Genomic DNA, 20,573 nt, shown 5'->3' with positions numbered 1-20,573 from the left:
GCGTCAGGCGGCGGTTCTTCGCCGTTCGATCACCGTCTGGCGGACCTGTCGCAGGTCCGCCGCCCGGCGCTGGGGCGTATGGGCTTGCAGGACATGGGTCTGGGCTGCGCTCGACAGGGCCAGGCGTTCGGCCGGATCGCGGATCAGCCGCTCCATCGCCGCCGCCAGGGTCTGAGGCGTGATCTCGTCCACATAGAGGGCGTGAGGGCCGCTGGCCTCGCGCAGGCCGCCGCGCCCTGACGAGATCAGGGCGGCGCCGGCCGCATGGGCCTCGATGGCCGTCAGGCCGAAGGGTTCGTCCCAGACCGAAGGCGCCAGGGCGATGGCCGCCGACTGCATCCGGCGGCGCACCTCGGCCAGGGGGGCGGACTTCAGCACCTCGACCCGGTCGCCATAGCGGGCCAGCGGTGCGATATGGGGCGTCGCCCAGGCGGCGTGCCGGTCCCAGTCGTTCAGCATCAGCACCGCGCGCCAGTCCGGATGGGCGTCCAGCACGGCGGGCAGGGCGGCGCACAGGACATCCACGCCCTTTTCGGCCATGGCGCGGCCGGCGAAGGCGATGACGGGGCGGCGGTCCTCGGGCGCGGCGAGCCAGGCGGTCGCGTCGATGGGGTTGGGCACGGCGAAGGCGCGGTCGGCCAGGCGCGGAAAGGTCTGCGCGAAGGCGGCGCTTTCGGCGGCACTGACGAAAACGAAGCCGTCTATGCGCCGGTAGCGGGTGTCGTAACGCCAGCGGTCGAGGCGGTGGCCCGGAGGCTTCAGGGCGTTGTGGCGATAGAGCAGATGGGGCCTGTCGGGAAAGGCGCTCTGGACCGTCAGCGCCTGTTTCACTTGCTGATGGTGTTCGATCACATCCGGCTGGAAGGCGCGCAGCCGCTCGATCAGAGCCTGCATCCGTCCTCGCCCGCCCGGCAGGGCGTCGACGCCCGGCGCATTATGATCGTCCGCGCCCTGGCAGCAGAAGATGCGGGTCTCGTCGCTCTGGTCGGCGCCGGCCAGGGTGCGGACCACCGTCTCCATGGAGTTCGGCTGGGCCTCGGAAAAGAGGCATCCCGGAGGAAGCAGGACGGCGGTGCGCAAGGGACGGGTCCAGTGAGAAAGGTCGCAATCCATAGGCGGTTTGGCGGACGACCGCGACGGCCTTGTTCGCCTCAGGACGGCCTGCGGGCTCTCAGCCTCAATCGCATGGGCTCGCGGCTGCGCAGGGTGATCTGGTGGACGGGGCGGGGTTCGAGCGTGGTCAGGGGCTCGACCTCGGCGGCGCGGAGGATGGCGGCCAGGGCGATCATCGCCTCCTGCATCGCAAAGGCGGCGCCGATACAGACGCGGGGGCCGGCGCTGAAGGGGATGTAGGCGTAGCGGTCCACGGACTTGCGGTTCTCGGGCAGGAAGCGTTCGGGCCTGAAGGCGTCGGGATCGTCCCACAGCAGTTTGTGCCGCTGCAGGATCCACGGGGAGATGATGACGGTGGCGCCGGCCTTGATCGGCTGGCCGCCGATCTCGTCGTTCGCCAGGGCCTTGCGGGCCATGGTCGGCGCGGGCGGAAACAGGCGCATCGTCTCCTCCAGCACGGCGCGGGTCCAGGGCAAGCCTTCCGCCCATTTCGGATCGGAGACGTCGAAGGCGTCGGCCTCGGCCTGGAGCCGGGCCAGATATTCGGGCTGCCGCGACAGCAGGTGCAGAGTCCAGCCCAGGGCGCGGGCCGTGGTCTCGTGCCCGGCCAGGATGAAGGTCAGGATGTTGGAGGCGACCTCCGCATCGGACAGGCCGGGACCGCCGTTGTCGTCGCGGGCCAGAAGCAGGGCGCTGAGCAGGTCGTCGGGCGGGGCGTCGCCGGTCTCGATCCGGGTGCGGCGGGCCTCGACCAGACGGGTGACGCGCTGTTCGAAGAAGCGGGCGGACCGGAGGCTGGCCAAGCGGCCCAGGCGTGGGGCCCAGTCGGGCGCGCCGAGCACGTCCAGCGGGTCGATGCGGGCGCCGTTGGCCAGGAACTGGTTCAGGTTCCGCTCGAAGTCCCGCGCCTCGCCGCCCAGCTCGCCCGAGAACATGGTGGCGGACAGGATGTCGAAGGTCAGGCCGGACATCTCGCTGTCCACGTCCAGCACCCGGCCGTGGGCCGACAGGGACCAGGCGGCGACGCGGGCGCGACAGACCTCGGCCATACGCGCATTCAGCGTGGCCATCTTGGCCGGGGTGAACAGGGGGGCGAGGATGCGGCGGGCGCGCCGCCAGGTTTCGCCCTCGGTCAGCAGCAGGCCTTCTGCCAGCATCGGCCCCAGCACCCGGCGCTGCAGGTCGCCCTTCACATAGTTGGCGGCGTTCTCGGTCAGGACATGGCGGACCCCGGCCGGGTGGCTGACCACGAGGATCTCGCCCAAGGCGCTGTCGCCGTGAAGCTGGGGCTCGGTGAAGTGGCGCTCGGACCACATGCGGATCGGGTCGCGCCAACTGATCCAGAGGAAGGGCAGCAGCGGCAGGGGGCCGCCCGTGCGGCGCGGCGGCACGGCGGGGCGGAAGACGGTGTCGGCGGTCGTCGCGTCCATCAGACGCTCCCTGTGCAAATCGCCGGTTCAGCCGGGCGCACCGTCCCTGAAACGCCTAATATAGCGCATGCGTTCATGCATGGGCCAGCGCAACTTCAACGGGAAGGCGACGCCCTGCTGATGGCGCCGAGCAGCCGCGCCATATCCTCAGCGGCCAAATCCTTCGCGCGTTGGCTTGTGACCGCAGGCTTCAACACCGGAGCCGCCGCCGCAGGGCCCGTTTGAGAGGCTCTGCGCTTTTCGCGCCGCTCGAACAGAAAGCGTTGAAGACCCCAGACGAGGTGAGGCGTCCACGGTTGGCCGCAGGCGGTTTTCTTCCCCGATTTGTTCAGGAGGCCGGCGACCTCGTTGGGCCTGGTGAAGCCGCTCTTGAAACAGGCGCGGAGCAGAGGGTCGAGCTCGTCCAGAAACGCCTCCTTGGCGCGATCGCGAAAGGCGAAATGCTTCAGTTCGTCTCTCGTGATCTGCGAAGGTTTGGACGGCGTGCGTCCGACGGGCCGCTCAGGCTTCTGCGCTCGGGAGCGTCCCGCCGGCGTCGCCTTGGCACGGGTGGAACCCGCCGGCTTTCCGCCGTCGCGATATGATCCCTTGGCCAAGTTCAGTTCGCCGGAGGGACGGTCGGCGCCCAGGCCTTCATCTCGGCGATCTCGCGTGTCTGAGTGTCGACGACGACCTGGGCCATGCGGCGGATTTCGGGGTCGCGGCTGTCGCGCAGGGCGACTTGGGCCATGGCGACGGCGCCTTCGTGGTGGGCGATCATCTTGGCCACATAGGCCTGATCGACGGTCTGGCCGGATGCGGCGGCCATCTTCTCGTGCATCTCGGCTTCGGACGCGGCGAAGGCCCGGTCGCCGTGTGTGGGGCCGGTCTTGTCGTGACCGGTGTGGCTGGCCTGGCTCTCGGCCGTGGTGCGGGCCGCCGCCGCATGGTTGGCGGCAGACGTGTCGCGCAACGCCTGCTGCACCGGATCGCCGCCCCCGTCGCAGGCCGCAAGGAGTGCGACAAACGCGACGGACAGGGCGGCGCGGATCATGCGGCGTCGCCCAGCCAGCCCGGCATCCAGCCCTCGTGCCATTCGCGCAGATGGGCGACGGGGATGCTGAACAGGTCGCCCTTGTCGCCCTTGGAGGCGAAGGCGTCGCCGCCGGCGTGGCCGACGATCGAGGCGTGCAGACCGGCCTCGCGCGCCTTGGCGATCAGGGCGTCGGCGTCGGGCACGGCGACCAGATAACGGGCCTGGTCCTCTCCGAACAGGAAGATGTGGGCGTGGGCGGCGCTGGAGGCGTCCAGGGTCACGCCGACGTCCGAGGCCAGGACCAGGTCGGCGGCGGCGCAGATCAGTCCACCGTCGGACAGGTCGTGGACCACGGTCAGCTCGCCGGCCTCGATCAGGTCGCGGACGAAGTCGCCCGTTTGCTTCTCCAGCTTCAGGTCGACGGGCGGCGGGGCGCCGTCCTCGCGGCCCAGAACCTCGCGCAGATAGATGGAGGCGCCCAGTTCGCCGTGGGTCTGGCCGATCAGGACCAGGGCGTCGCCCTCGGCCATGGTCGAGAAGTTGGTGACCACGTCATAGTTGGACAGCAGGCCCACGGCGCCGACGGTCGGGGTCGGCGGAATGGCGACGCCATTGGTCTCGTTATAGAGGCTGACATTGCCTGACACGACCGGGAAGACCAGTTCGCGGCAGGCCTCGGCCATGCCGTCGATGGCGCGGACGATCTGGCCCATGATCTCGGGGCGCTGCGGATTGCCGAAGTTCAGATTGTCGGTGATGGCGATCGGACGCGAACCCACGGCGGTCAGGTTGCGCCAGGCCTCGGCCACCGCCTGCTTGCCGCCCTCGTAGGGGTCGTTCTGGACATAGCGCGGGGTGCAGTCCGAGGTGACGGCCAGACCCTTGTCCGTGCCGTGGACGCGAACCACGCCGGCGTCGGCGCCGGTGGCCGAGTCCTGCAGGGTGTCGGCCATGACGTGGCGGTCGTACTGTTCCCAGATCCAGCGCTTGGAGGCCATGTCGGGGCAGGCGACGACCTTCATCACCGCATCGGCCCAGTTCGCGGGCGCGGGGATCTCGGCGTGGTTCAGTTTCGGCTGAAGCTCGGGCTGGACCCAGGGGCGGTCGTACAGGGGCGCGTCGTCGAACAGGGGCGCAAGCGGCACGTCGCAGACGGTCTCGCCGTGATGCTTCAGCACCAGACGGCCGGTGTCGGTGGTCACGCCGATGACGGCGGCGTCCAGACCCCATTTCTGGAAGATGCGGTGACCGTCTTCCTCGCGGCCGGGCTTCAGGACGGCCAGCATCCGCTCCTGGCTTTCCGACAGCATCATCTCATAGGCGGTCATGCCCTCTTCGCGCTGGGGCACGGCGTCCATGTTCAGCTCGATGCCGACGCCGCCCTTGCCGGCCATTTCGACCGAGGAGGAGGTCAGGCCGGCCGCGCCCATGTCCTGGATGGCGGCGACGGCGCCCGAGGCCATCAGTTCGAGGGTGGCCTCGATCAGCAGCTTCTCGGCGAAGGGATCGCCGACCTGGACGGTGGGACGTTTCGATTCCGACTCGTCGTCGAACTCGGCCGAGGACATGGTCGCGCCGTGGATGCCGTCGCGGCCGGTCTTGGAGCCGAAATAGACCACCGACAGGCCCGCAGAGGGGGCGGCCGAGTAGAAGATGCTGTCCGACTTGGCCAGACCGACGCACATGGCGTTGACCAGGATGTTGCCGTTGTAGCCGGCGTGGAAATTGGTCTCACCCGCCACGGTGGGCACGCCGACGCAGTTGCCGTAGCCGCCGATGCCCGAGACGACGCCGGTGACCAGACGCTTGGTCTTCTCGTGCGACGGGTCGCCGAAGCGCAGGGCGTTCAACAGGGCCACCGGGCGCGCGCCCATGGTGAAGACGTCGCGCATGATGCCGCCCACGCCCGTCGCCGCGCCCTGATAGGGTTCGATGTAGGAGGGGTGGTTGTGGCTCTCCATCTTGAAGATGCAGGCGTCGCCGTCGTCGATGTCGATCACCCCGGCGTTCTCGCCCGGACCGCAGATGACGCGCTCGCCGGTGGTCGGGAACTTGCCCAGGTGGATCTTGGACGATTTGTAGGAGCAGTGCTCGGACCACATGACCGAGAAGACGCCCAGTTCGACATGGTTGGGCTCGCGGCCCAGCCGGTCGAGGACGACCTGATATTCGTTCGGGGCCAGGCCGTATTCGGCGGCCAGTTCGGCCATCGTTTTGACGGGGGTCTTTTCAGGAGCGCTCATGGCCCGGCCTTCTAGCGACTGATGGGCCGATAAGCTACATTCCAGACAGGATTTTGGGCGTTCTGGCATGGGTCTCGGCGTCGATCCGCCCGATACCGAGCGAATGGCCCGGGCCTTTGGCCCGCAGATGGGGGCGGCCTGCCCCAGGCGCTCGACATCAACCTGGCGTCAAGTGGAAGGATCTGACCACCAACGGGGCCGGAGCCGAACCGACGGGGATGCGCAAGCCGCCGCTGTTCAAGGGTGAGAATCGCTCGTGGGCCGACATGGCGATCACGATCTGCGAGGCGGCCGGAACCGCTGATGCGGCGGCCCATTTTCCAGATCACAGCCACGGAGGTTCATCATGACCCGTCCCCCAACCGAATCCGCCGAGCCCGAGGATGACGGACCCGACATCGCCGCCGACGACGCCGGCGCCTCCGCCATGGCCGAGCGGGCCGGAAAAGAGGCTGAACATGAGCCGGAGGAGACGGACTGATGCGTTCCAGCACACATACCGAGGTCACCCCGGCAAGCGGACAGCAGATGGATCGGTCGAACGATCCCGACACCACGCGCGAACTGGATCAGGCTGCGCCCGAGGCCGCCATGGCCAGCCGCCGACAACGTCTGACGGGTCAGGCGACCGGCGTCGGCAGCGTCGGCTTTGACGAGAGCGGGGCCTTTGATGTCGGCGACGGGGAGCATCAACCCCCGGACGAGGCCGTGACCCCGCCCTTGCGAGGCGAATAGGTCAGACGGCGCGATCGACGCCCGGTTTCAGCCGGAAAACCAGCAGGATCCCGCCGACCAGCAGGGCGACGGCCGCCGCCAGGGCGGTGAAGGCCGCCGCCGGATTGTCCGTCTGTTCCGCCACGAAGGCGCCCAGCAGGCCCCATGCCGCAGGCAGGGGATAGGCGAGGGTTCTAAGCGCCATGGTGACCGCGAGCGCGACGCCGGCGGTCGCGACGACCGCCAGCATGGCCCAGAGTGTCGGCGACAACAGTTCGGGCAGAGCCTGAAGGGCGGTCAGGGTCGTGATCAGATTGAGCGGCGCGGCCACGGTGAGCCAGCCGGCCAACGCCGCCAGGGGCCAGACCAGCAGCAGACGGTCGCGCTCGGTCCGGCCCAGGGCGCGAATGCTGCGCGACAAGGCCAGAAGCGGCGCCAGCAGGGCGATCAGCGACGCGAAGATTATGACGACGCTGGCGACCTTCAGGTTCAGGGCGGCGATGATGATCCAGAAGCCGATGCCGAAGAAGGTCACGACCGAAGGCCAGCCCATGCGGTTGACCAGGATGCTTTCACCGGTCTGGGGCAGGGCCTGTCGGACCGCGTAGGCGAGGATGCCCAGATAGATCAGGCCCCAGATCGAGAAGGCGTATCCGGCGACCCGCAGCGTGCCGTCGCCTTCGGCGGCGAACTCGGCCTGCGTCAGGCCCAGACCCGCCAGATTCTGGATCAGAGGGACCGCGATGGCGAAGACGGCGGCCGCCAGCACGGCCAGGCGGCGGGTGCGTTGCGCCGGCGTGGGGCGAAGGATGGAGGACATGCGGCTTCCGATACGACACTGTTCAGGGTGTCAGTACGCGCCGGGCGTCCGGAAGGTTCACCGGCGCGATTCGAAATGTGAAGCTTGCCTTGGCGCTCACAGACGTGCTGGCTTTCCGGCCATGAGCTACGTCGCCCGAATCCTGCTTGCCTGTTTGGTCGCCGCCGGTGCGAGCTCGATCGCCGCCGCCGGTCGGACGCAGACGACTCCGTCGACGGCGATAATGACGACCACGGCGCAGGCCGCCTGGGCCCGCGTACGCCAGGCGCAGACGCCGCCGCAGCAGGCCGCCGAGGTGCGCGGCTTCCTGGCGGTGTTGGCGACGGGGAACGGCCGGCGGATCATTCCGGCGCTAGACGCGCGCGACATCGCCTCGGGCAGGGCCGTCTCGCTGGACGATCCCGTCCTGGTCCAACGGCCCCAGGCGCACGAGGTGACGGTCGCCGTCGCCGGCCAGTTCCTGGTGTTCAGGCCGCTGTCTCGCGCGAGCCTGGACCCCTTCCTCGGTCGTTAGGGGGAACCGGCGATCATGCCATCGGTTGTGTGATTCAGACGTATTGGAGACGACCATGGCCGAACAACCCACGACGACCCCGACCTTCGAGACGGACGAGGTCGAGGCCAATCGCGCCATCGAGAACGGCCAGGGCGTCGGCGCGCGCGAACTCGCCGCCCAGCGCGAGCCGGGCGGCGTGATCACTGAGGACGAGGATCCGGAAATGGAGAACGGCGAGTCGTCTAACGACGGCTGAGCCGACTCGGCTAGTTCGCCATTCTGAAGTTCACGGCGAACAGGATCATTCGGCCCGCCAGCGGACGGCCGCTGGCAGCGCCCTGTTCCGTCAGTTGAAGCCGGGCGCGCGGCAGGGCGCGGTCAACCGATTGCCCCAGTCCATAGCCGGCCGGCTGTTCGCTCTCGGTCTGGCATTCCGTAAGACCGCCATCCTCTTTCGCTACGCACGAAAATACCGCGTAGCCTTCTCGTGGACTCCGCCCGTTGACCGGTGACGGGAAGGATGGGCGTGGGGCGGTCCGCCAGGCGACGGCGTCAGGGAGACCGTCCTGACCATTGCCTTCGATCTCTTCCGAACGCACCTCGCGCGGATCGATCAGGGGTCTGCCGCATGTCGTCAAGGTCTGTTCGATTGCTGTGCTCGACGGCGCGACATCCATGACATAGCGCGTGCGTCGGCCACCTTCGCGCTCGGCCGGGACGAGGATCTGCAGCTTGCCGCCTTCGGCCAGATTTCGGGCGACCATCGCAGGGACACGGCTGAAGGCGGCGGTTCGTTGGCTGCCGACGGTCCAGACTGTGGTCTTCAGCTCTCCCTCGTCGCCAACCTGGATGGCGAGGTCGCGCGTGGTCTTGTTGCGCGAGACTTCGGGCAGGCCATTGACGAAGAGGTCGTAAACGCCCGTCTGGCATCGCGCGACTAGGGTCAGACCACTGGTGAATTCGAGGGTTGCGACGATGGTGTCGGCGTCCTGAATACGGATCAATGACCAGTCGAGCGGCGATTCGTCCTGAGCCAAAGCGATTGACGGCGCGACTGCCGGGACAAGGATCAGGAATGCGGAGAGGAAGCGTATCATACGCTTATCTCGCTTCAACTATCGGTTGCCGTCAAGCCGCCGCGTAGACGCTCTGGAACAGGGTGGCGCCGTCGGCGGAACCCAGCTCGGCCTCGAAGGCGCGGTCGGGGTGGGGCATCATGCCCAGCACATTGCCGCGCGCGTTCTGGATGCCGGCGATGTCGTTGACCGAGCCGTTGGGGTTGTCGACGTAGCGGAAGACCACCTGGCCCTCGCCCTCGATCCGGGCCAGGGTCTCGGCGTCGGCGAAGAAGTTTCCGTCGCCGTTGCCCTGGGTCATGACCACCTCGCGCTGGCCCTGATAGCCGGCGGTGAAACGGGTCTGGCCGTTGGCGACCGTCAGAGCGATGGGCTTGCAGACATATTTCAGGCCCTTGTTGCGCAGCAGGGCGCCGGGCAGCAGGCCGGCCTCGCACAGGATCTGGAAGCCGTTGCAGATGCCGACCACGGCGACGCCGTCGTCTGCGGCCTTCTTGACCGCCTGCATCACCGGCGACTGGGCCGCCATGGCGCCGCAGCGCAGATAGTCGCCGTAGGAGAAGCCGCCGGGAATGACGATCAGGTCCAGCCCCTTGGGCAGTTCCGTCTCGGCGTGCCACACCATGGACACGGGCTCGCTCGTGGAACGTTCGACGGCGACCTTGCAGTCGCGATCGCAGTTGGAACCGGGGAAGACGATGACGGCTGCGCTCATGGCGCGGGGCTCTAGCACCGTTTTCGGGAAATGTCAGCGTGTGGGTTCGAGAAGTCCGAGACGATTCTCGATTCGGGCCAGGCGGGCGTCCTGGCGGTCCAAGATTTGGCGGAGGTTGGCGATGTCCCGGCTCGGGCCGTGCAACTGAAGGCGCACAGATCGAGGCTCATTCCTGATTGACGCCGGTGTCTGAGACGACGGCGCCCAACTGCTGATCCATGGTGACCAGAAGGGCGAGAATTTGAGTTTCTGTCACCTCGCCCATGGCTGCTGATACCATGAGCGAACGACCCTGTTCAGCCCTGCAGCCGGCTCCGTCCCGTCAACCAGGCCACGACGAAGATGGCGAAGCCGCCCAGGGTCAGGCCGACGCCGACCCAGGCGGTCGAGGTCCAGCCATAGCCCGCCGCCACCGCCATGCCGCCGAGCAGGGGGCCGATGGCGTTGGCGGTGTTGAAGGCCGAGTGATTCAGGGCCGCCGCCAGGGTCTGGGCGTCGCCGGCGACGTCCATCAGCCGGGTCTGCAGGATCGAACCCAGGCCGCCGCCGCCGCCGATCAGGAAGACCACGACCATCATGGCCCAGATGTTGGAGGCCGCGAACGGATAGAGGGCCAGGGCTGCGGCGCTCCACAGCAGCAGGCCGCCCGCCGCCGGGAAACCGATGCGATCGGCGGCCCAGGCGCCCAGGATATTGCCCAGGAACATGCCGACGCCGAAGACGGCGAAGACCCAGGGCAGGATCTCCGGCCCCGCGCCGGTCACCGCCGACAGGGTCGAGGCCAGATAGGCGTAGACGGCGAACATGCCGCCGAAGCCGATGGCGCCGACGCCCAGGGTCAGCCAGACCTGGGCGTGCTTCAGGGCGCCGAGCTCGCGCAAGGGGCTGGCGTCGATATGGGCCGGATCGCGCGGGGCGAACAGGGCGACCAGGACCATGGTGATGACCGCCAGGATGCTGACGATGCCGAAGGTCCAGCGCCAGTCGAAGACGTGGCTGACGATATTGGCGAAAGGCACGCCGATGATGGTGGCGACCGTCAGCCCCATCAGCACGGTCGAGACGGCGCGGGTGCGCAGGTGGCGCGGTACGGTCGAGGCGGCGACCAGGGCGGCGACGCCGAAATAGGCGCCGTGCGGCACGCCGCTGAGGAAGCGGAAGACCAGCATCCAGTTGTAGGTCGGGGCGAGGGCCGACAGGGCGTTGCCGACGGCGAACAGGGCCATGAAGCCGATCAGCAGAAGCCAGCGTGGCGACCGCGCGCCCAGCACCGCCAGAATCGGCGCCCCGACGACCACGCCGGCGGCATAGGCGCTGATGACATGGCCGGCGGTCGGTTCGTCCACGCCCAGACCCTTGGCGAAGTCGGGCAGGATGCTCATGGCCGCGAACTCGGTCACGCCGATGGCGAACCCGCCCATGGCCAGAGCGATCAGGACCAGGGCCACCTTTCCGGCGGCCATGGGTTCATGAATGCCGATGTCGGAATCGGCGACGGCGCCGCTGGTGGCCATGGCGGGGAGGTCCGGGAAGGGAGGGCAATGCTGCGGCGCAACATAGGCTCGCTTCCCGGAGGATCAACTGTATCAGCCGTGGTTTTCGTAAGTGGCGGTGATCGAGGCCTTGGCCAGGGTGTGGAAATGCAGGTTGAAGCCGTAGATGGCGCCCGAATTGTCGGCGTTCACATCCAGGCTTTCGACGTCCACGGCGAAAACGGTGAAGATGTAGCGGTGCGGGCCGTGGCCGGGGGGCGGGGCGGCGCCGCCGAAGCCGGGCGCGCCATAGTCTGTGCGGCCCTGGATAGCGCCCTTGGGCAGGTCGCCGCCGGGCGAGCCCGCGCCGGTCGGCAGTTCGGTCACGTCGGCGGGGATATTGGCCACGGTCCAGTGCCAGAAGCCCGAGCCGGTCGGAGCGTCGGGATCATAGCAGGTGATCGCATAGCTCTTGGTCCCCTCGGGCGCGCCGGTCCAGGACAGTTGGGGCGAGACATTGCCTTTGGCCTGGACCTGTGCGTCGGGCAGCAGGCCGCCGTCCTGAATGTCGGTGGAGGTGAGGGTGAAGATCATGGGCGCTCCGTCAATCAAGCCGTCAGCTTAACTAGGGGCGTGGGAAAGGGATGCAACCGCCTCTTCCCCGCGAAGGTGGGGAAGAGGCGAAATGCGTCAGGCCGCCTCGATGCGGTAGCCTTCGATCACCGTATTGGCGAGCAGCTGCTCGCACATCTTCTTGGCCTCGACCTGCGGGTCCTCGACGCCGGCGAGGTCGAACTCGATCAGCTTGCCGACGCGGGCGTTCGACACGCCCGACCAGCCCAGACCCTGCAGGGCGCCTTCGACGGCCTTGCCCTGGACGTCCAGAACGCCGGGCTTGAGGAAGACGTGAACTTTCACCTTGGCCATTAGTGCAGACCTCCCTGAATTACGGTGGGCATGCCCTTCATGATGCCCAGGCGACGGGCGACTTCGGTGTAGCTTTCGATGACATTGCCCAGGTCGCGGCGGAACCGGTCCTTGTCCAGTTTCTCGCCGGTGGTGGAGTCCCACAGGCGGCAGGAGTCGGGGCTGATCTCGTCGGCCAGGATGACGCGGCTGAAGTCGTTTTCCCAGATGCGGCCGAACTCGATCTTGAAGTCGACCAGCTGGATGCCGACGGCGCCGAACATGCCTGACAGATAGTCGTTCACACGAACGGTCATGGCCAGGATGTCGTCCAGCTCCTGGGTCGAGGCCCAGTTGAAGGCCGTGATGTGCTCTTCGGTGACCATCGGGTCGTTGAGCTCATCCTTCTTGTAATAGAATTCGATGATCGAGCGGGGCAGGGGCGTGCCTTCCTCGATGCCCAGGCGCTGGCTCATCGAACCGGCGACGATGTTGCGGCAGACGACTTCCAGCGGAATGATCTCGACTTCGCGGATCAGTTGTTCGCGCAGGTTCAGGCGCTTGATGAAATGGTTGGTCACGCCGATGCCGTTCAGGCGGGACATGATGAATTCGCTGATCTGATTATTGACCACGCCCTTGCCTTCGAGGACCGCCTTCTTCTGCGCGTTGAACGCGGTGGCGTCGTCCTTGAAATACTGGATCAGGGTGCCGGGCTCCGGTCCTTCGTACAGGATCTTGGCCTTGCCTTCGTAGATCTTCTTGCGCTTGCTGTTCATCTTCCGGTCCCGGCTTACGGGCGCCTTCCAGAAACAAAAATCGCGCGGCCATGTGTGGATGGGGAAGACCCGGTCCTGGCGGCGCGTTTCGGAATCGTTCGGGCAGTCAATCTCGTTCGGGGTCTCCTTAGCCGAACGCGGCCTCCGATACAAATAAGGATGGGGCCTGAAGATGGTTCAAACCGGGGGACAGCCGGGCGGCCGCGAAGGAAGTCATGTTGCGTTCGGGCGCGGGGGGGCTATAGACGGCGCTTGCCCCGACGTTAGCGGGGTGCGGAGCTGTGCTGAGCGACATGACGACCTTCGACGATCGGGAAAAGGCCTTCGAGGCCAAGTTCGCCCTCGATCAGGAGCAGGAATTCAAGGCGATCGCCCGCCGCAACAAGATGCTGGGCCTGTGGGCCGCCGAAAAGATGGGCCTGTCGACGGACAGCGCCGAACAATACGCCGCCGCCGTTGTGCGCGCCGACATGGAGCAGCCGGGCGACGAGGACGTGTTCCGCAAGGTCGCCGGCGATTTCAAGGGGTCGGGCCTGACCGTGTCGGACGGCGAGATCTATTCCAAGATGGATGAACTGGCCTCCATCGCCCGCGAACAGATTCGCGCGGGCGAATAAGCCGTCGGTCTTCGGGCCGATCCTGAAATTCGAAAGGGCCGCACCCGGGGGAAAGTGCGGCCCTTTCTTTTTTGCCGGGGACGTTGGGGGATGTCTCACCCGGCGTACTGTGCGTCTCGCGCCCTTGAAGAACACGAGCGCACAGATTTGGTTTCAGCCCGATCCCGTCGAACTGAAATTATTTTTTAGGGCATCAGAACCGTGTCCACGACGTGGACCACGCCGTTCGACTGACCCACGTCCGCCTGAGTGATGGTGGACTTGCCGCCCTTGGCGTCGGTGATGACCCAGGTGTCGTTCGGGCCGGCCGAAACCTTCAGATCCTCGCCCTGAACCGTCTTCAGCGTGGCGGTTCCGCCATTAGCCTGAGCCTGAGCGGCGATGTCGGCGGCGGTCAGGCGGCCCGAGACCACGTGATAGGTCAGGATCTTGCTCAGGTCAGCCTTCATGGCCGGCTGCATCAGGCTGGTGCGGGTGGCCGCAGGAATCTTATCGAAGGCCGCGTTGTCGGGAGCGAAGACGGTGAAGGGGCCGGGGCCCTGCAGGGTCTCGACGAGGCCGGCGGCCGTGACGGCGGAGACCAGGGTGGTCAGGTTCGACGCCTTGGACGCATTGGCGACGATGGTGTCTTTCGGGCTCATCGACGCGCCGCCGACCATGGGATCCGGGGCCATCGGGGCCATGGCGGCGCCGGAGGCCGGAGCCATGGCGGTCGTCTCGGCCGGGGCGGTCGCGGCCGGTTCGTTGTCGCCACAGGCGCCGAGCGCCATCAGCGCGCCGCCGGATACGGCGACGAGCATGAGATTGCGAAGATTGGTCATTGTAATTCGTCCCTAAGGTTCCGCTCTCGTGGCGGTAACAGGAACGTTACGTTTGGGCCGGGGGAAAGGATGCGGCTGCGCGACAAGAATTCGCAGCTTCACCATTCAGTCTTCGAACACGACGGTCTTTGTGCCGTGCAGCAAAACCCGGTCTTCCAGGTGACGCCTGACGGCGCGGGCCAGGACCCGGCGTTCAATGTCTCGACCCTTGCGGATCAGATCTTCGGGTGTGTCGCGGTGGCTGATGCGTTCGACGTCCTGTTCAATGATCGGGCCTTCGTCCAGGTCGGGGGTGACATAGTGGGCGGTGGCGCCGATCACCTTCACGCCTCGCGCATGGGCCTGGTGATAGGGGCGGGCGCCCTTGAAGCCGGGCAGGAAGGAGTGGTGGATATTGATGCAGCGTCCCTCCAGCTGGCGGCTGAGGTCGTCGGACAGGATCTGCATGTAGCGGGCCAGGACGACCAGTTCCGTTCCGGTCTCCTCGATCAGCCGCAGCAGTTCAGCCTCCTGCGCCGGCTTGTCGGCGGCGCTGACCGGAAGGTGGTGGAACGGCAGGTCGCTCAGTTCGACGTGGCCGATCTGGTCGCGTGGATGGTTGGAGACGATGGCCGTCACCTGCATCGGCAGTTCGTCGATGCGCCAGCGATACAGCAGGTCCGCCAGACAGTGATCGAATTTGGACGCCAGGATCATCACCCTGCGGGGTTCCGGGCCACGCAGGGTCCAGTCCATGGCGAACTGCTCGGCCAAAGGGGCGAAAGCGTCGCGGATGGCGGTCTCGACGTCGCCGTCGGACGGTTCGAACACCACCCGCATGAAGAAGGTGGCGCTGGAGGCGTCGCCGAACTGTTGGGCGTCCGAGATGTTGGCGTCCCGCTGCAGCAGGAAGGCGGAGACGGCCGCAACTATGCCGTGGCGGTCGGGGCAGGACAGGGTCAGGATCATCAGGCGGCAGGCTTATCCGGGAGAAACTTCCCCAGTATGGCCCAGGTTTCCGCCTTTGCCGACAAGGATATGGCGTGGGCCGGGCTGGAGGACGGCAGGTCAATCAGGGCGACGCCTTCCAGATCGGTCAGGATACGGCGTCCCATCCTGGCCGCCAGCCCACCGTTGAAGGCGACGGCGCGCAGGTCGGGCAAGCGTTCGACCAGGCCGCGAAGGTCCGCGGCTTCCGGCGATCGGATCGCCGCGTCCAGGCTGCCGGATCTATCGGCCGAGGCGATGACATCCCACAGGCCGACGCGGCGAGCCTTCAACCGTTCCAGCCTTTGCTCATAAGGCGAGGCGACCAGATTTTCGTTCAGCATGCCGCCGATAAGCGGCCAAAAGCCGTTGCGGGGATGGGCGTAATACTGTGCCGCCTTCAGCGAGGCTTCACCCGGTAGGCTGCCGAGGATCAGCAGCCGTGTGCCCGCATCGACGACGGGTGCGAAGCCGATGCGGCGGGGCTCGTCGGTCACTTGAACGGCGGATCGTCGCGCAGCCAGCCCGTGATCGATCGCCGCTTACCCCCGGCATAGGCCGCCACCGGAGCCACCGAATGCATCCGCGGGGTCTTGAAGACGGTCCACAGGTTGAAGCCGGGCTTGAAGCCGCGTTCGATGTCGCCCGCTTTGTCGTGGAACATCAACTGGCCGCCCCAGTCGGATCGCCAGTCGCGGGTCAGGCCCAGCGTATAAGCGGCGCGGCGCTCGCCTTCGCCGGTGTCGTCATGCAGGGTCAGAAAATCGCCTGGCCGGAACCAGGTGGCCTGGGCGTCGATCTTGGTGACGCCGGTCTCGCCGGTCACCGCCTTGGCGAATTCGATGAAGGGGATGTCGTTGAAGAACTGGACTAGGGCGTGAGTGGCGTGCCCCTGTTCCTGCCCCGCCAGGAAGGCCTTGATGACGGGGTAGGATAGATAGAGGAAAGAAAAGCCGTCGCGGCCCTCCAGCAGGGCCTTCTGCATCCGGGTGGCAAGAGCCTCGCGACCCAGGGCGGCCATTTCCTGGGGTGACAATAGGGCGCCGCCCGCGGGCGTTTTCAGGGACAGGCTCCAGGGCGTGTCGTGTTCGAGCGCCAGCGCCAGCCAGTCGGCGCTTTCGGCCTCCAGCAGATGGGGCACCTGCACCATACCGTCGCGCGCATAGGCCGCGGCATAGTCGCGGGGATCGAGCCGGGGATTGAGCCGGATCGTGCGCTCGGTCATGGTTCAGTCTCCGAACACCCGCTTGAACACCACGTCGACGTTCTTGGTGTGATAGCCGAGGTCAAACAGGGCTTCGAGCTGTTCGGCCGGCAGGGTGACGCGTTCGTCGGCCTTCAGGAAGTCCAAGAAGACGCCTTCACCGCGCCAGACCTTCATGGCGTTCTCCTGCACGGCGGCATAGGCCGCCTCGCGCGAGATGCCCGCCTGGGTCAGGGCCAGCATGACACGTTGCGAGTGAACCAGACCGCCCAGGCGGTCGATGTTCTTCTGCATGTTCTCGGGGTAGACGTTCAGCCGCTCGACCACATTGGCCAGACGCTGCAGGGCGAAGTCCAGGTGGATGGTGGCGTCCGGGCCGATGCCGCGCTCGACCGACGAATGGCTGATGTCCCGCTCATGCCACAGGGCGACGTTCTCCATGGCCGGGGTCACGGCCGAACGGACCAGACGGGCCAGGCCGGTCAGGTTCTCGGTCAGGATCGGGTTGCGCTTGTGCGGCATGGCCGACGAGCCCTTCTGGCCCTTGTCGAAGAATTCCTCGGCTTCGAGGACTTCGGTGCGCTGCAGGTGGCGGATCTCGACGGCGAGGCGTTCGACCGACGAGGCGACGACGCCCAGGGCGGCGAAGAAGGCGGCGTGGCGGTCGCGCGGGATGACCTGGGTCGAGACCGGCTCGACCTGCAGGCCCATCTTGTCGGCCACATACTGTTCCACGGCCGGGTCGACATTGGCGAAGGTGCCGACGGCGCCGGAGATGGCGCAGGTGGCGATCTCTTCCTTGGCGGTGATCAGCCGGCGTTTGGCGCGCTGGAATTCAGCGTGATAGCCGGCCAGCTTGAGGCCGAAGGTCACGGGCTCGGCGTGGATGCCGTGCGAGCGGCCGACGGTCGGGGTGTATTTATGCTCCTTGGCGCGCTTCTCCAGCGCAGCCAGGACGCGGTCGACGCCATCGATCAGCAGGTCCGAGGACCGGGCCAGCTGGACGGCGAAACAGGTGTCCAGCACGTCCGACGAGGTCATGCCCTGGTGCAGGAAGCGGGCTTCCTCACCGACGATTTCCGACACATGGGTCAGGAAGGCGATGACGTCGTGCTTGGTGGTGCGTTCGATCTCGTCGATACGGTCGGCGTCGAAGGTCGCGTCCTTGCCCTTGGACCAGATGGCCTCGGCCGCCTCGGTCGGGATCACGCCCAGTTCGGCCATTTTCGTGGCGGCGTGGGCCTCGATCTCGAACCAGATCTTGTACTTGGTCTCTTGCGACCAGATGGCGGCGGCGTCGGGGCGGGAGTAGCGCGTGATCATGGGCGGGTCGTGTCGGTCCGGGAGGGCCTCGAGTCAAGGTTTTGCGCCGCTAGACGACGGTTTTGCCTGTGGCTGTCCCTTTAAGGGCGTGATTTCCCACCGTGGTTCAGCCGAACGAGGGCAGGGATCGCTTGCGGCGCGAACGCGACGAGGATGATGAGGAAGACCGCTTGCGCGTCGCGATTTCAGTCAGGGCGATAGTGATCAGCAGGAAGACCCAGACGATGACGTCACGGTCGAACAGACCGGATTCCGTCATGTTGTGGCCTGCGCAGAAGACGATCATGCTGACCAGCAGAGCCCCGCGCCAGCGTGGTAGCGACTGGCTCGTCAGAAGTTTGTACAGCGGGATGACGAAGGCGGCGAGGACGGCCACGATGAGCCCTGGGAGCCCAATCTGCGAGGCAAGGTCCAGATAGCCGTTGTGGCCGCTGGAAATCGTCGACACCCAATTCTTCGAGTAGGCATAGATCGGACTGCTGTCGCCGATGTTCCAGAAGGCCCCGTATCCTGTTCCGGTCAGCGGATGATCTTGGATGTAGGAAACAAGGTGCGGCCAAATCTGCACGCGTCCTGTAAAAGCAGTGGGCTTGGCGAATGGACCGATTGCCTCTTTCCAGGTCCCTGCCCAGTAAAGCATTCCGATCATGCTAGCCAAAACTGCTACAGGAATCGCATACATGCGAGCGCGAGGACTTAGCGATAAGTACACGAGGCCGGAAGTGAGTCCGAGAGCTACCATACCCGCAGAGGTTTTCGATCCTGATTTGTAAAGAAATATGGCCGATGCCAGTATGATTGAGGACCGAATTGCATTTTCGATGGAGAGGTATTCAGATATACCTTTCTTCTTTGGTGGATTGTTGGTCGTTTTTGTTCTTCTTTGATAGAAGAAGAACAAAATTATCGTGAATGCACAAAATTCGCCAGTGTAGTTCTTCTGCGGTAGGATTCCCCTCCAGTCGCCGACAAGATTCCGGTCTTGTTGTTCTGCTACTTGGTGAATAGCGGTAGACGGAGAAATGAATACGGCTGCGAAATTTACGACCAAAAGGACGGCTAGGCTTAGCATCAGCGTCCTCACCGTTCGATCGTATCCACAATCGTCTACGAGCAAAAACACAGTCCAGATGATCATGGTCGTGAGCAATACGCGGCGGGCGCTGATCATGGGAACGATCGACCAACTCAAGCTGATCCAGCACCAAGCGATTGCGATCAGCATTCCGATAGGGACGACAAGAAGCTTGGAGGGCTTCTTGAACACTCCGGAAATCCACATCGTCGCCAACAACAGCACCGTGTAGATGGATTGCCTTATGATGTTCCCGCTGGGCGGGCCGCCTTCCGTCATGGCGGGGGCCATGACTACAAGCGCCATCAAGACTACAAGGGCCGCCATCCCTGGAATCAGAAAGGCGCGGCCGCCCAGCTTCTGATGCGAATTCTCACCTGCCGTCATGGTCATGCGTTGAAGGCTCCATCAGGCGACATGGTGGATTTCTCGATTTCGCGAGGCCGGAAGCGTCCGGTCCAGGCAAAATAAAGGGGGCCAGGGGTCTCTGCGGGTCTGCGCGTGGCGATCACGATCAATGCTAGGGTGAGCATGAAGAACACCTGCACGATGGAATCCCGGTCCATCAGGCTGCTTTCCGTAAAATTGTGACCGATGCAGAAGAACAGCATTGCGATAAGCAGGGCGCCCTGCCTTCGGCTGATCGTACGGCTCCAGAACAATCGAGATAGTGGAGCGACGATCAGGGCCAGAACCGTAAGCGACAAACCGATGATCCCGACCGCTACAAGCATGTCGAGATAGCCGTTGTGGCCGGACCCGATCAATCGAACCCAGCTTGCAGTGTAATAGTAGACGGGGCTTTCCGCACCGATATTCCAGAACGAGCCGTACCCCGTTCCCAGCAGCCAATGATCGTTCGCATAGGCCACGAGGACGCCCCAGATCATGCCTCGTCCAGTCAGGGCGCTGCCTTGGCTCAGGCTCGAGATTGCTTCCACCCAGTAGAACTGTCCGAACAAGACTATCAAGGCCCCGCCGATGATGGCCAAGGGAACGACGAGTGCCCTGAACCTCGGACTGTACCCAAGATACAGGCAGCCAAGTCCGAGACCGGCGATGAACAAGGCGAGCGAGGTCTTGGAGCCGGTTTTGTAGAGGAAGAAGGTCGCCATCAGCATGAGGACGACGCGAAATAGCGGTTGAAGCCATCCGCCAGCGAACGCCAGTAGCAGCAGGGTGAAGGTGCAGACCGCTCCGGTAAAGTTCTTTTGCGGCAGGGCGCCTTTCCAATCCCCCGCTAGGTTGGGATCCAGGACGTCGCTTGCCTGATGTATGCCGACGCCGGGCGCAAGGATGACCACCACATAGTTGATCGCCAGAATCATCAAAAGGGTGACGAGCGTCGTCCTTATGGTCCGTTCATATCCGGCGCGCTCCACAATCATGAAAACGGTCCAGATGATGATGGTGGTCAGCAGAAGACGCCGCAGCGCGATGCTTGGTTCCAGCGACCACGACAGACTGATCCAGCACCAAGCGATCAATAGCCATAGCGTCGGGGGGGGCGCCAGAAAGATGCGAGGCGCCTGAAGTCCCTTGGCAGCGACCACGACGAAGCCAAACACGAGAATGAACAGAGCTTGCCGAAGAATATTGCCTTCACCCGTCGACGCCATCGTCTTCTGAGCCTGCAACGGCCCGAGACCGATGATGACGACCAGCAGGAGGGCTGCGAGTGCTGCACCGCAGAGCTTTGCGGACAGATCGTGGTTGGCGTTGGCAGGAAGTGGGGCGGCAAGCATCATGTTTCCGTCCGCGAATACGCTTCCGTATGACGACGGGGAT

Annotated in this window: 24 protein-coding genes; 5 read left to right on the top strand and 19 right to left on the bottom strand. The window is 65.5% G+C overall.

Translation table 11 applies throughout. The annotated features are described in order from the left end of the window. Positions 1 to 3: 3 nt before the first annotated feature. The 5 genes from ACIQ1T_RS00210 to purL form a co-directional block, all read right to left on the bottom strand. Complete coding sequence (locus tag ACIQ1T_RS00210) at positions 4 to 1,080, bottom strand: glycosyltransferase family 4 protein (RefSeq protein ID WP_395942474.1); 1,077 nt, start codon at positions 1,078 to 1,080, stop codon at positions 4 to 6. A 71-nt stretch (positions 1,081 to 1,151) separates the two neighbouring features. Then, a complete protein-coding gene (locus ACIQ1T_RS00205; protein WP_395942473.1) occupies positions 1,152 to 2,543 on the bottom strand; it encodes a cytochrome P450 in 1,392 nt (463 codons plus the stop codon). A gap of 95 nt (positions 2,544 to 2,638) precedes the next feature. Further along, positions 2,639 to 3,139: a hypothetical protein gene (locus ACIQ1T_RS00200; RefSeq protein ID WP_395942472.1), complete on the bottom strand. Its 501-nt coding sequence runs from the start codon at positions 3,137 to 3,139 to the stop codon at positions 2,639 to 2,641. A 2-nt stretch (positions 3,140 to 3,141) separates the two neighbouring features. Then, positions 3,142 to 3,576 (bottom strand): DUF305 domain-containing protein, encoded by a 435-nt coding sequence (locus tag ACIQ1T_RS00195; RefSeq protein WP_395942471.1) that lies wholly within the window; start codon positions 3,574 to 3,576, stop codon positions 3,142 to 3,144. Beyond that, positions 3,573 to 5,801 carry a phosphoribosylformylglycinamidine synthase subunit PurL gene (gene purL / locus ACIQ1T_RS00190; RefSeq protein WP_395942470.1) on the bottom strand — a complete coding sequence of 743 codons (2,229 nt, stop codon included), beginning with the start codon at positions 5,799 to 5,801 and terminating at the stop codon, positions 3,573 to 3,575. The genes ACIQ1T_RS00195 and purL overlap by 4 nt, the downstream gene beginning before the upstream one ends. A 346-nt stretch (positions 5,802 to 6,147) precedes the next feature. Here purL and ACIQ1T_RS00185 point away from each other — a divergent pair, with 346 nt between their 5' ends. Together ACIQ1T_RS00185 and ACIQ1T_RS00180 are read left to right on the top strand one after the other, a co-directional pair. Beyond that, entirely contained in the window at positions 6,148 to 6,282 is a 135-nt protein-coding gene (locus ACIQ1T_RS00185; protein ID WP_395942469.1) for a hypothetical protein, read from the top strand. Further along, on the top strand, positions 6,282 to 6,536 hold the full coding sequence (locus ACIQ1T_RS00180) for a Tat pathway signal protein (protein WP_395942468.1): 255 nt from the start codon (positions 6,282 to 6,284) through the stop codon (positions 6,534 to 6,536). The genes ACIQ1T_RS00185 and ACIQ1T_RS00180 overlap by 1 nt, the downstream gene beginning before the upstream one ends. A 1-nt stretch (position 6,537) precedes the next feature. Here ACIQ1T_RS00180 and ACIQ1T_RS00175 read toward each other — a convergent pair whose 3' ends face one another. Beyond that, on the bottom strand, positions 6,538 to 7,335 hold the full coding sequence (locus ACIQ1T_RS00175) for a hypothetical protein (RefSeq protein ID WP_395942467.1): 798 nt from the start codon (positions 7,333 to 7,335) through the stop codon (positions 6,538 to 6,540). 121 nt (positions 7,336 to 7,456) lie between these two features. Here ACIQ1T_RS00175 and ACIQ1T_RS00170 point away from each other — a divergent pair, with 121 nt between their 5' ends. Together ACIQ1T_RS00170 and ACIQ1T_RS00165 are read left to right on the top strand one after the other, a co-directional pair. Next, positions 7,457 to 7,849, top strand: a complete 393-nt coding sequence (locus ACIQ1T_RS00170) for a hypothetical protein (RefSeq protein ID WP_395942466.1) — start codon at positions 7,457 to 7,459, stop codon at positions 7,847 to 7,849. Between the two features lie 55 nt (positions 7,850 to 7,904). Further along, entirely contained in the window at positions 7,905 to 8,087 is a 183-nt protein-coding gene (locus ACIQ1T_RS00165; protein WP_395942465.1) for a hypothetical protein, read from the top strand. A gap of 10 nt (positions 8,088 to 8,097) precedes the next feature. Here ACIQ1T_RS00165 and ACIQ1T_RS00160 read toward each other — a convergent pair whose 3' ends face one another. The 6 genes from ACIQ1T_RS00160 to purC form a co-directional block, all read right to left on the bottom strand. Further along, a complete protein-coding gene (locus ACIQ1T_RS00160) occupies positions 8,098 to 8,928 on the bottom strand; it encodes a hypothetical protein (RefSeq protein WP_395942464.1) in 831 nt (276 codons plus the stop codon). Positions 8,929 to 8,959: 31 nt separating this feature from the next. Next, positions 8,960 to 9,622 (bottom strand): phosphoribosylformylglycinamidine synthase subunit PurQ, encoded by a 663-nt coding sequence (gene purQ / locus ACIQ1T_RS00155; RefSeq protein ID WP_395942463.1) that lies wholly within the window; start codon positions 9,620 to 9,622, stop codon positions 8,960 to 8,962. Positions 9,623 to 9,918: 296 nt separating this feature from the next. Next, a complete protein-coding gene (locus ACIQ1T_RS00150) occupies positions 9,919 to 11,136 on the bottom strand; it encodes an MFS transporter (RefSeq protein WP_395942462.1) in 1,218 nt (405 codons plus the stop codon). Between the two features lie 72 nt (positions 11,137 to 11,208). Continuing rightward, the gene (locus tag ACIQ1T_RS00145) at positions 11,209 to 11,688 is read right to left on the bottom strand and encodes a YbhB/YbcL family Raf kinase inhibitor-like protein (protein WP_395942461.1); all 480 of its coding nucleotides are present in this window, start codon (positions 11,686 to 11,688) and stop codon (positions 11,209 to 11,211) included. A 96-nt stretch (positions 11,689 to 11,784) separates the two neighbouring features. After that, positions 11,785 to 12,021 (bottom strand): phosphoribosylformylglycinamidine synthase subunit PurS, encoded by a 237-nt coding sequence (purS, locus tag ACIQ1T_RS00140; protein WP_395942460.1) that lies wholly within the window; start codon positions 12,019 to 12,021, stop codon positions 11,785 to 11,787. Beyond that, a complete protein-coding gene (gene purC / locus ACIQ1T_RS00135; protein ID WP_395942459.1) occupies positions 12,021 to 12,779 on the bottom strand; it encodes a phosphoribosylaminoimidazolesuccinocarboxamide synthase in 759 nt (252 codons plus the stop codon). Before purC ends, purS begins: the two co-directional genes overlap by 1 nt. 293 nt (positions 12,780 to 13,072) lie before the next feature. Here purC and ACIQ1T_RS00130 point away from each other — a divergent pair, with 293 nt between their 5' ends. After that, entirely contained in the window at positions 13,073 to 13,396 is a 324-nt protein-coding gene (locus ACIQ1T_RS00130; RefSeq protein ID WP_395942458.1) for a DUF1476 domain-containing protein, read from the top strand. Positions 13,397 to 13,581: 185 nt separating this feature from the next. Here ACIQ1T_RS00130 and ACIQ1T_RS00125 read toward each other — a convergent pair whose 3' ends face one another. The 7 genes from ACIQ1T_RS00125 to ACIQ1T_RS00095 all read right to left on the bottom strand — a co-directional run bounded on the left by ACIQ1T_RS00125 (position 13,582) and on the right by ACIQ1T_RS00095 (position 20,533). Then, a complete protein-coding gene (locus tag ACIQ1T_RS00125) occupies positions 13,582 to 14,217 on the bottom strand; it encodes a fasciclin domain-containing protein (protein WP_395942457.1) in 636 nt (211 codons plus the stop codon). 105 nt (positions 14,218 to 14,322) lie between these two features. Beyond that, positions 14,323 to 15,165 (bottom strand): formyltetrahydrofolate deformylase, encoded by an 843-nt coding sequence (purU, locus tag ACIQ1T_RS00120; RefSeq protein WP_395942456.1) that lies wholly within the window; start codon positions 15,163 to 15,165, stop codon positions 14,323 to 14,325. Continuing rightward, positions 15,165 to 15,680: a DNA-deoxyinosine glycosylase gene (locus ACIQ1T_RS00115; protein ID WP_395942455.1), complete on the bottom strand. Its 516-nt coding sequence runs from the start codon at positions 15,678 to 15,680 to the stop codon at positions 15,165 to 15,167. Before ACIQ1T_RS00115 ends, purU begins: the two co-directional genes overlap by 1 nt. Then, on the bottom strand, positions 15,677 to 16,408 hold the full coding sequence (locus ACIQ1T_RS00110) for a 2OG-Fe(II) oxygenase (RefSeq protein WP_395942454.1): 732 nt from the start codon (positions 16,406 to 16,408) through the stop codon (positions 15,677 to 15,679). The genes ACIQ1T_RS00115 and ACIQ1T_RS00110 overlap by 4 nt, the downstream gene beginning before the upstream one ends. Before the next feature lie 3 nt (positions 16,409 to 16,411). Further along, positions 16,412 to 17,710: an adenylosuccinate lyase gene (gene purB, locus ACIQ1T_RS00105; protein WP_395942453.1), complete on the bottom strand. Its 1,299-nt coding sequence runs from the start codon at positions 17,708 to 17,710 to the stop codon at positions 16,412 to 16,414. A gap of 106 nt (positions 17,711 to 17,816) precedes the next feature. Next, entirely contained in the window at positions 17,817 to 19,178 is a 1,362-nt protein-coding gene (locus ACIQ1T_RS00100) for an O-antigen ligase family protein (RefSeq protein ID WP_395942452.1), read from the bottom strand. After that, a complete protein-coding gene (locus ACIQ1T_RS00095) occupies positions 19,175 to 20,533 on the bottom strand; it encodes an O-antigen ligase family protein (protein ID WP_395942451.1) in 1,359 nt (452 codons plus the stop codon). The genes ACIQ1T_RS00100 and ACIQ1T_RS00095 overlap by 4 nt, the downstream gene beginning before the upstream one ends. Positions 20,534 to 20,573 lie beyond the last annotated feature (40 nt).

The organism is Brevundimonas sp., from assembly GCF_044336875.1.
In the GTDB taxonomy this organism is placed as follows: Bacteria; Pseudomonadota; Alphaproteobacteria; order Caulobacterales; family Caulobacteraceae; genus Brevundimonas.
Note: the sequence above shows the minus strand (reverse complement) of the source record. Positions and strands in the feature narration are given on the sequence as shown.

What these genes read in the sequence shown, in the direction of transcription:
- ACIQ1T_RS00205 (WP_395942473.1), bottom strand. Translation starts at nt 2,543, where the DNA reads ATGGACGCGACGACCGCCGACACCGTCTTCCGCCCCGCCGTGCCGCCG.
- ACIQ1T_RS00195 (WP_395942471.1), bottom strand. Translation starts at nt 3,576, where the DNA reads ATGATCCGCGCCGCCCTGTCCGTCGCGTTTGTCGCACTCCTTGCGGCC.
- purL (WP_395942470.1), bottom strand. Translation starts at nt 5,801, where the DNA reads ATGAGCGCTCCTGAAAAGACCCCCGTCAAAACGATGGCCGAACTGGCC.
- ACIQ1T_RS00185 (WP_395942469.1), top strand. Translation starts at nt 6,148, where the DNA reads ATGACCCGTCCCCCAACCGAATCCGCCGAGCCCGAGGATGACGGACCC.
- ACIQ1T_RS00180 (WP_395942468.1), top strand. Translation starts at nt 6,282, where the DNA reads ATGCGTTCCAGCACACATACCGAGGTCACCCCGGCAAGCGGACAGCAG.
- ACIQ1T_RS00175 (WP_395942467.1), bottom strand. Translation starts at nt 7,335, where the DNA reads ATGTCCTCCATCCTTCGCCCCACGCCGGCGCAACGCACCCGCCGCCTG.
- ACIQ1T_RS00170 (WP_395942466.1), top strand. Translation starts at nt 7,457, where the DNA reads ATGAGCTACGTCGCCCGAATCCTGCTTGCCTGTTTGGTCGCCGCCGGT.
- ACIQ1T_RS00165 (WP_395942465.1), top strand. Translation starts at nt 7,905, where the DNA reads ATGGCCGAACAACCCACGACGACCCCGACCTTCGAGACGGACGAGGTC.
- ACIQ1T_RS00160 (WP_395942464.1), bottom strand. Translation starts at nt 8,928, where the DNA reads ATGATACGCTTCCTCTCCGCATTCCTGATCCTTGTCCCGGCAGTCGCG.
- purQ (WP_395942463.1), bottom strand. Translation starts at nt 9,622, where the DNA reads ATGAGCGCAGCCGTCATCGTCTTCCCCGGTTCCAACTGCGATCGCGAC.
- ACIQ1T_RS00150 (WP_395942462.1), bottom strand. Translation starts at nt 11,136, where the DNA reads ATGGCCACCAGCGGCGCCGTCGCCGATTCCGACATCGGCATTCATGAA.
- ACIQ1T_RS00145 (WP_395942461.1), bottom strand. Translation starts at nt 11,688, where the DNA reads ATGATCTTCACCCTCACCTCCACCGACATTCAGGACGGCGGCCTGCTG.
- purS (WP_395942460.1), bottom strand. Translation starts at nt 12,021, where the DNA reads ATGGCCAAGGTGAAAGTTCACGTCTTCCTCAAGCCCGGCGTTCTGGAC.
- purC (WP_395942459.1), bottom strand. Translation starts at nt 12,779, where the DNA reads ATGAACAGCAAGCGCAAGAAGATCTACGAAGGCAAGGCCAAGATCCTG.
- ACIQ1T_RS00130 (WP_395942458.1), top strand. Translation starts at nt 13,073, where the DNA reads ATGACGACCTTCGACGATCGGGAAAAGGCCTTCGAGGCCAAGTTCGCC.
- ACIQ1T_RS00125 (WP_395942457.1), bottom strand. Translation starts at nt 14,217, where the DNA reads ATGACCAATCTTCGCAATCTCATGCTCGTCGCCGTATCCGGCGGCGCG.
- purU (WP_395942456.1), bottom strand. Translation starts at nt 15,165, where the DNA reads ATGATCCTGACCCTGTCCTGCCCCGACCGCCACGGCATAGTTGCGGCC.
- ACIQ1T_RS00110 (WP_395942454.1), bottom strand. Translation starts at nt 16,408, where the DNA reads ATGACCGAGCGCACGATCCGGCTCAATCCCCGGCTCGATCCCCGCGAC.
- purB (WP_395942453.1), bottom strand. Translation starts at nt 17,710, where the DNA reads ATGATCACGCGCTACTCCCGCCCCGACGCCGCCGCCATCTGGTCGCAA.
- ACIQ1T_RS00100 (WP_395942452.1), bottom strand. Translation starts at nt 19,178, where the DNA reads ATGACCATGACGGCAGGTGAGAATTCGCATCAGAAGCTGGGCGGCCGC.
- ACIQ1T_RS00095 (WP_395942451.1), bottom strand. Translation starts at nt 20,533, where the DNA reads ATGATGCTTGCCGCCCCACTTCCTGCCAACGCCAACCACGATCTGTCC.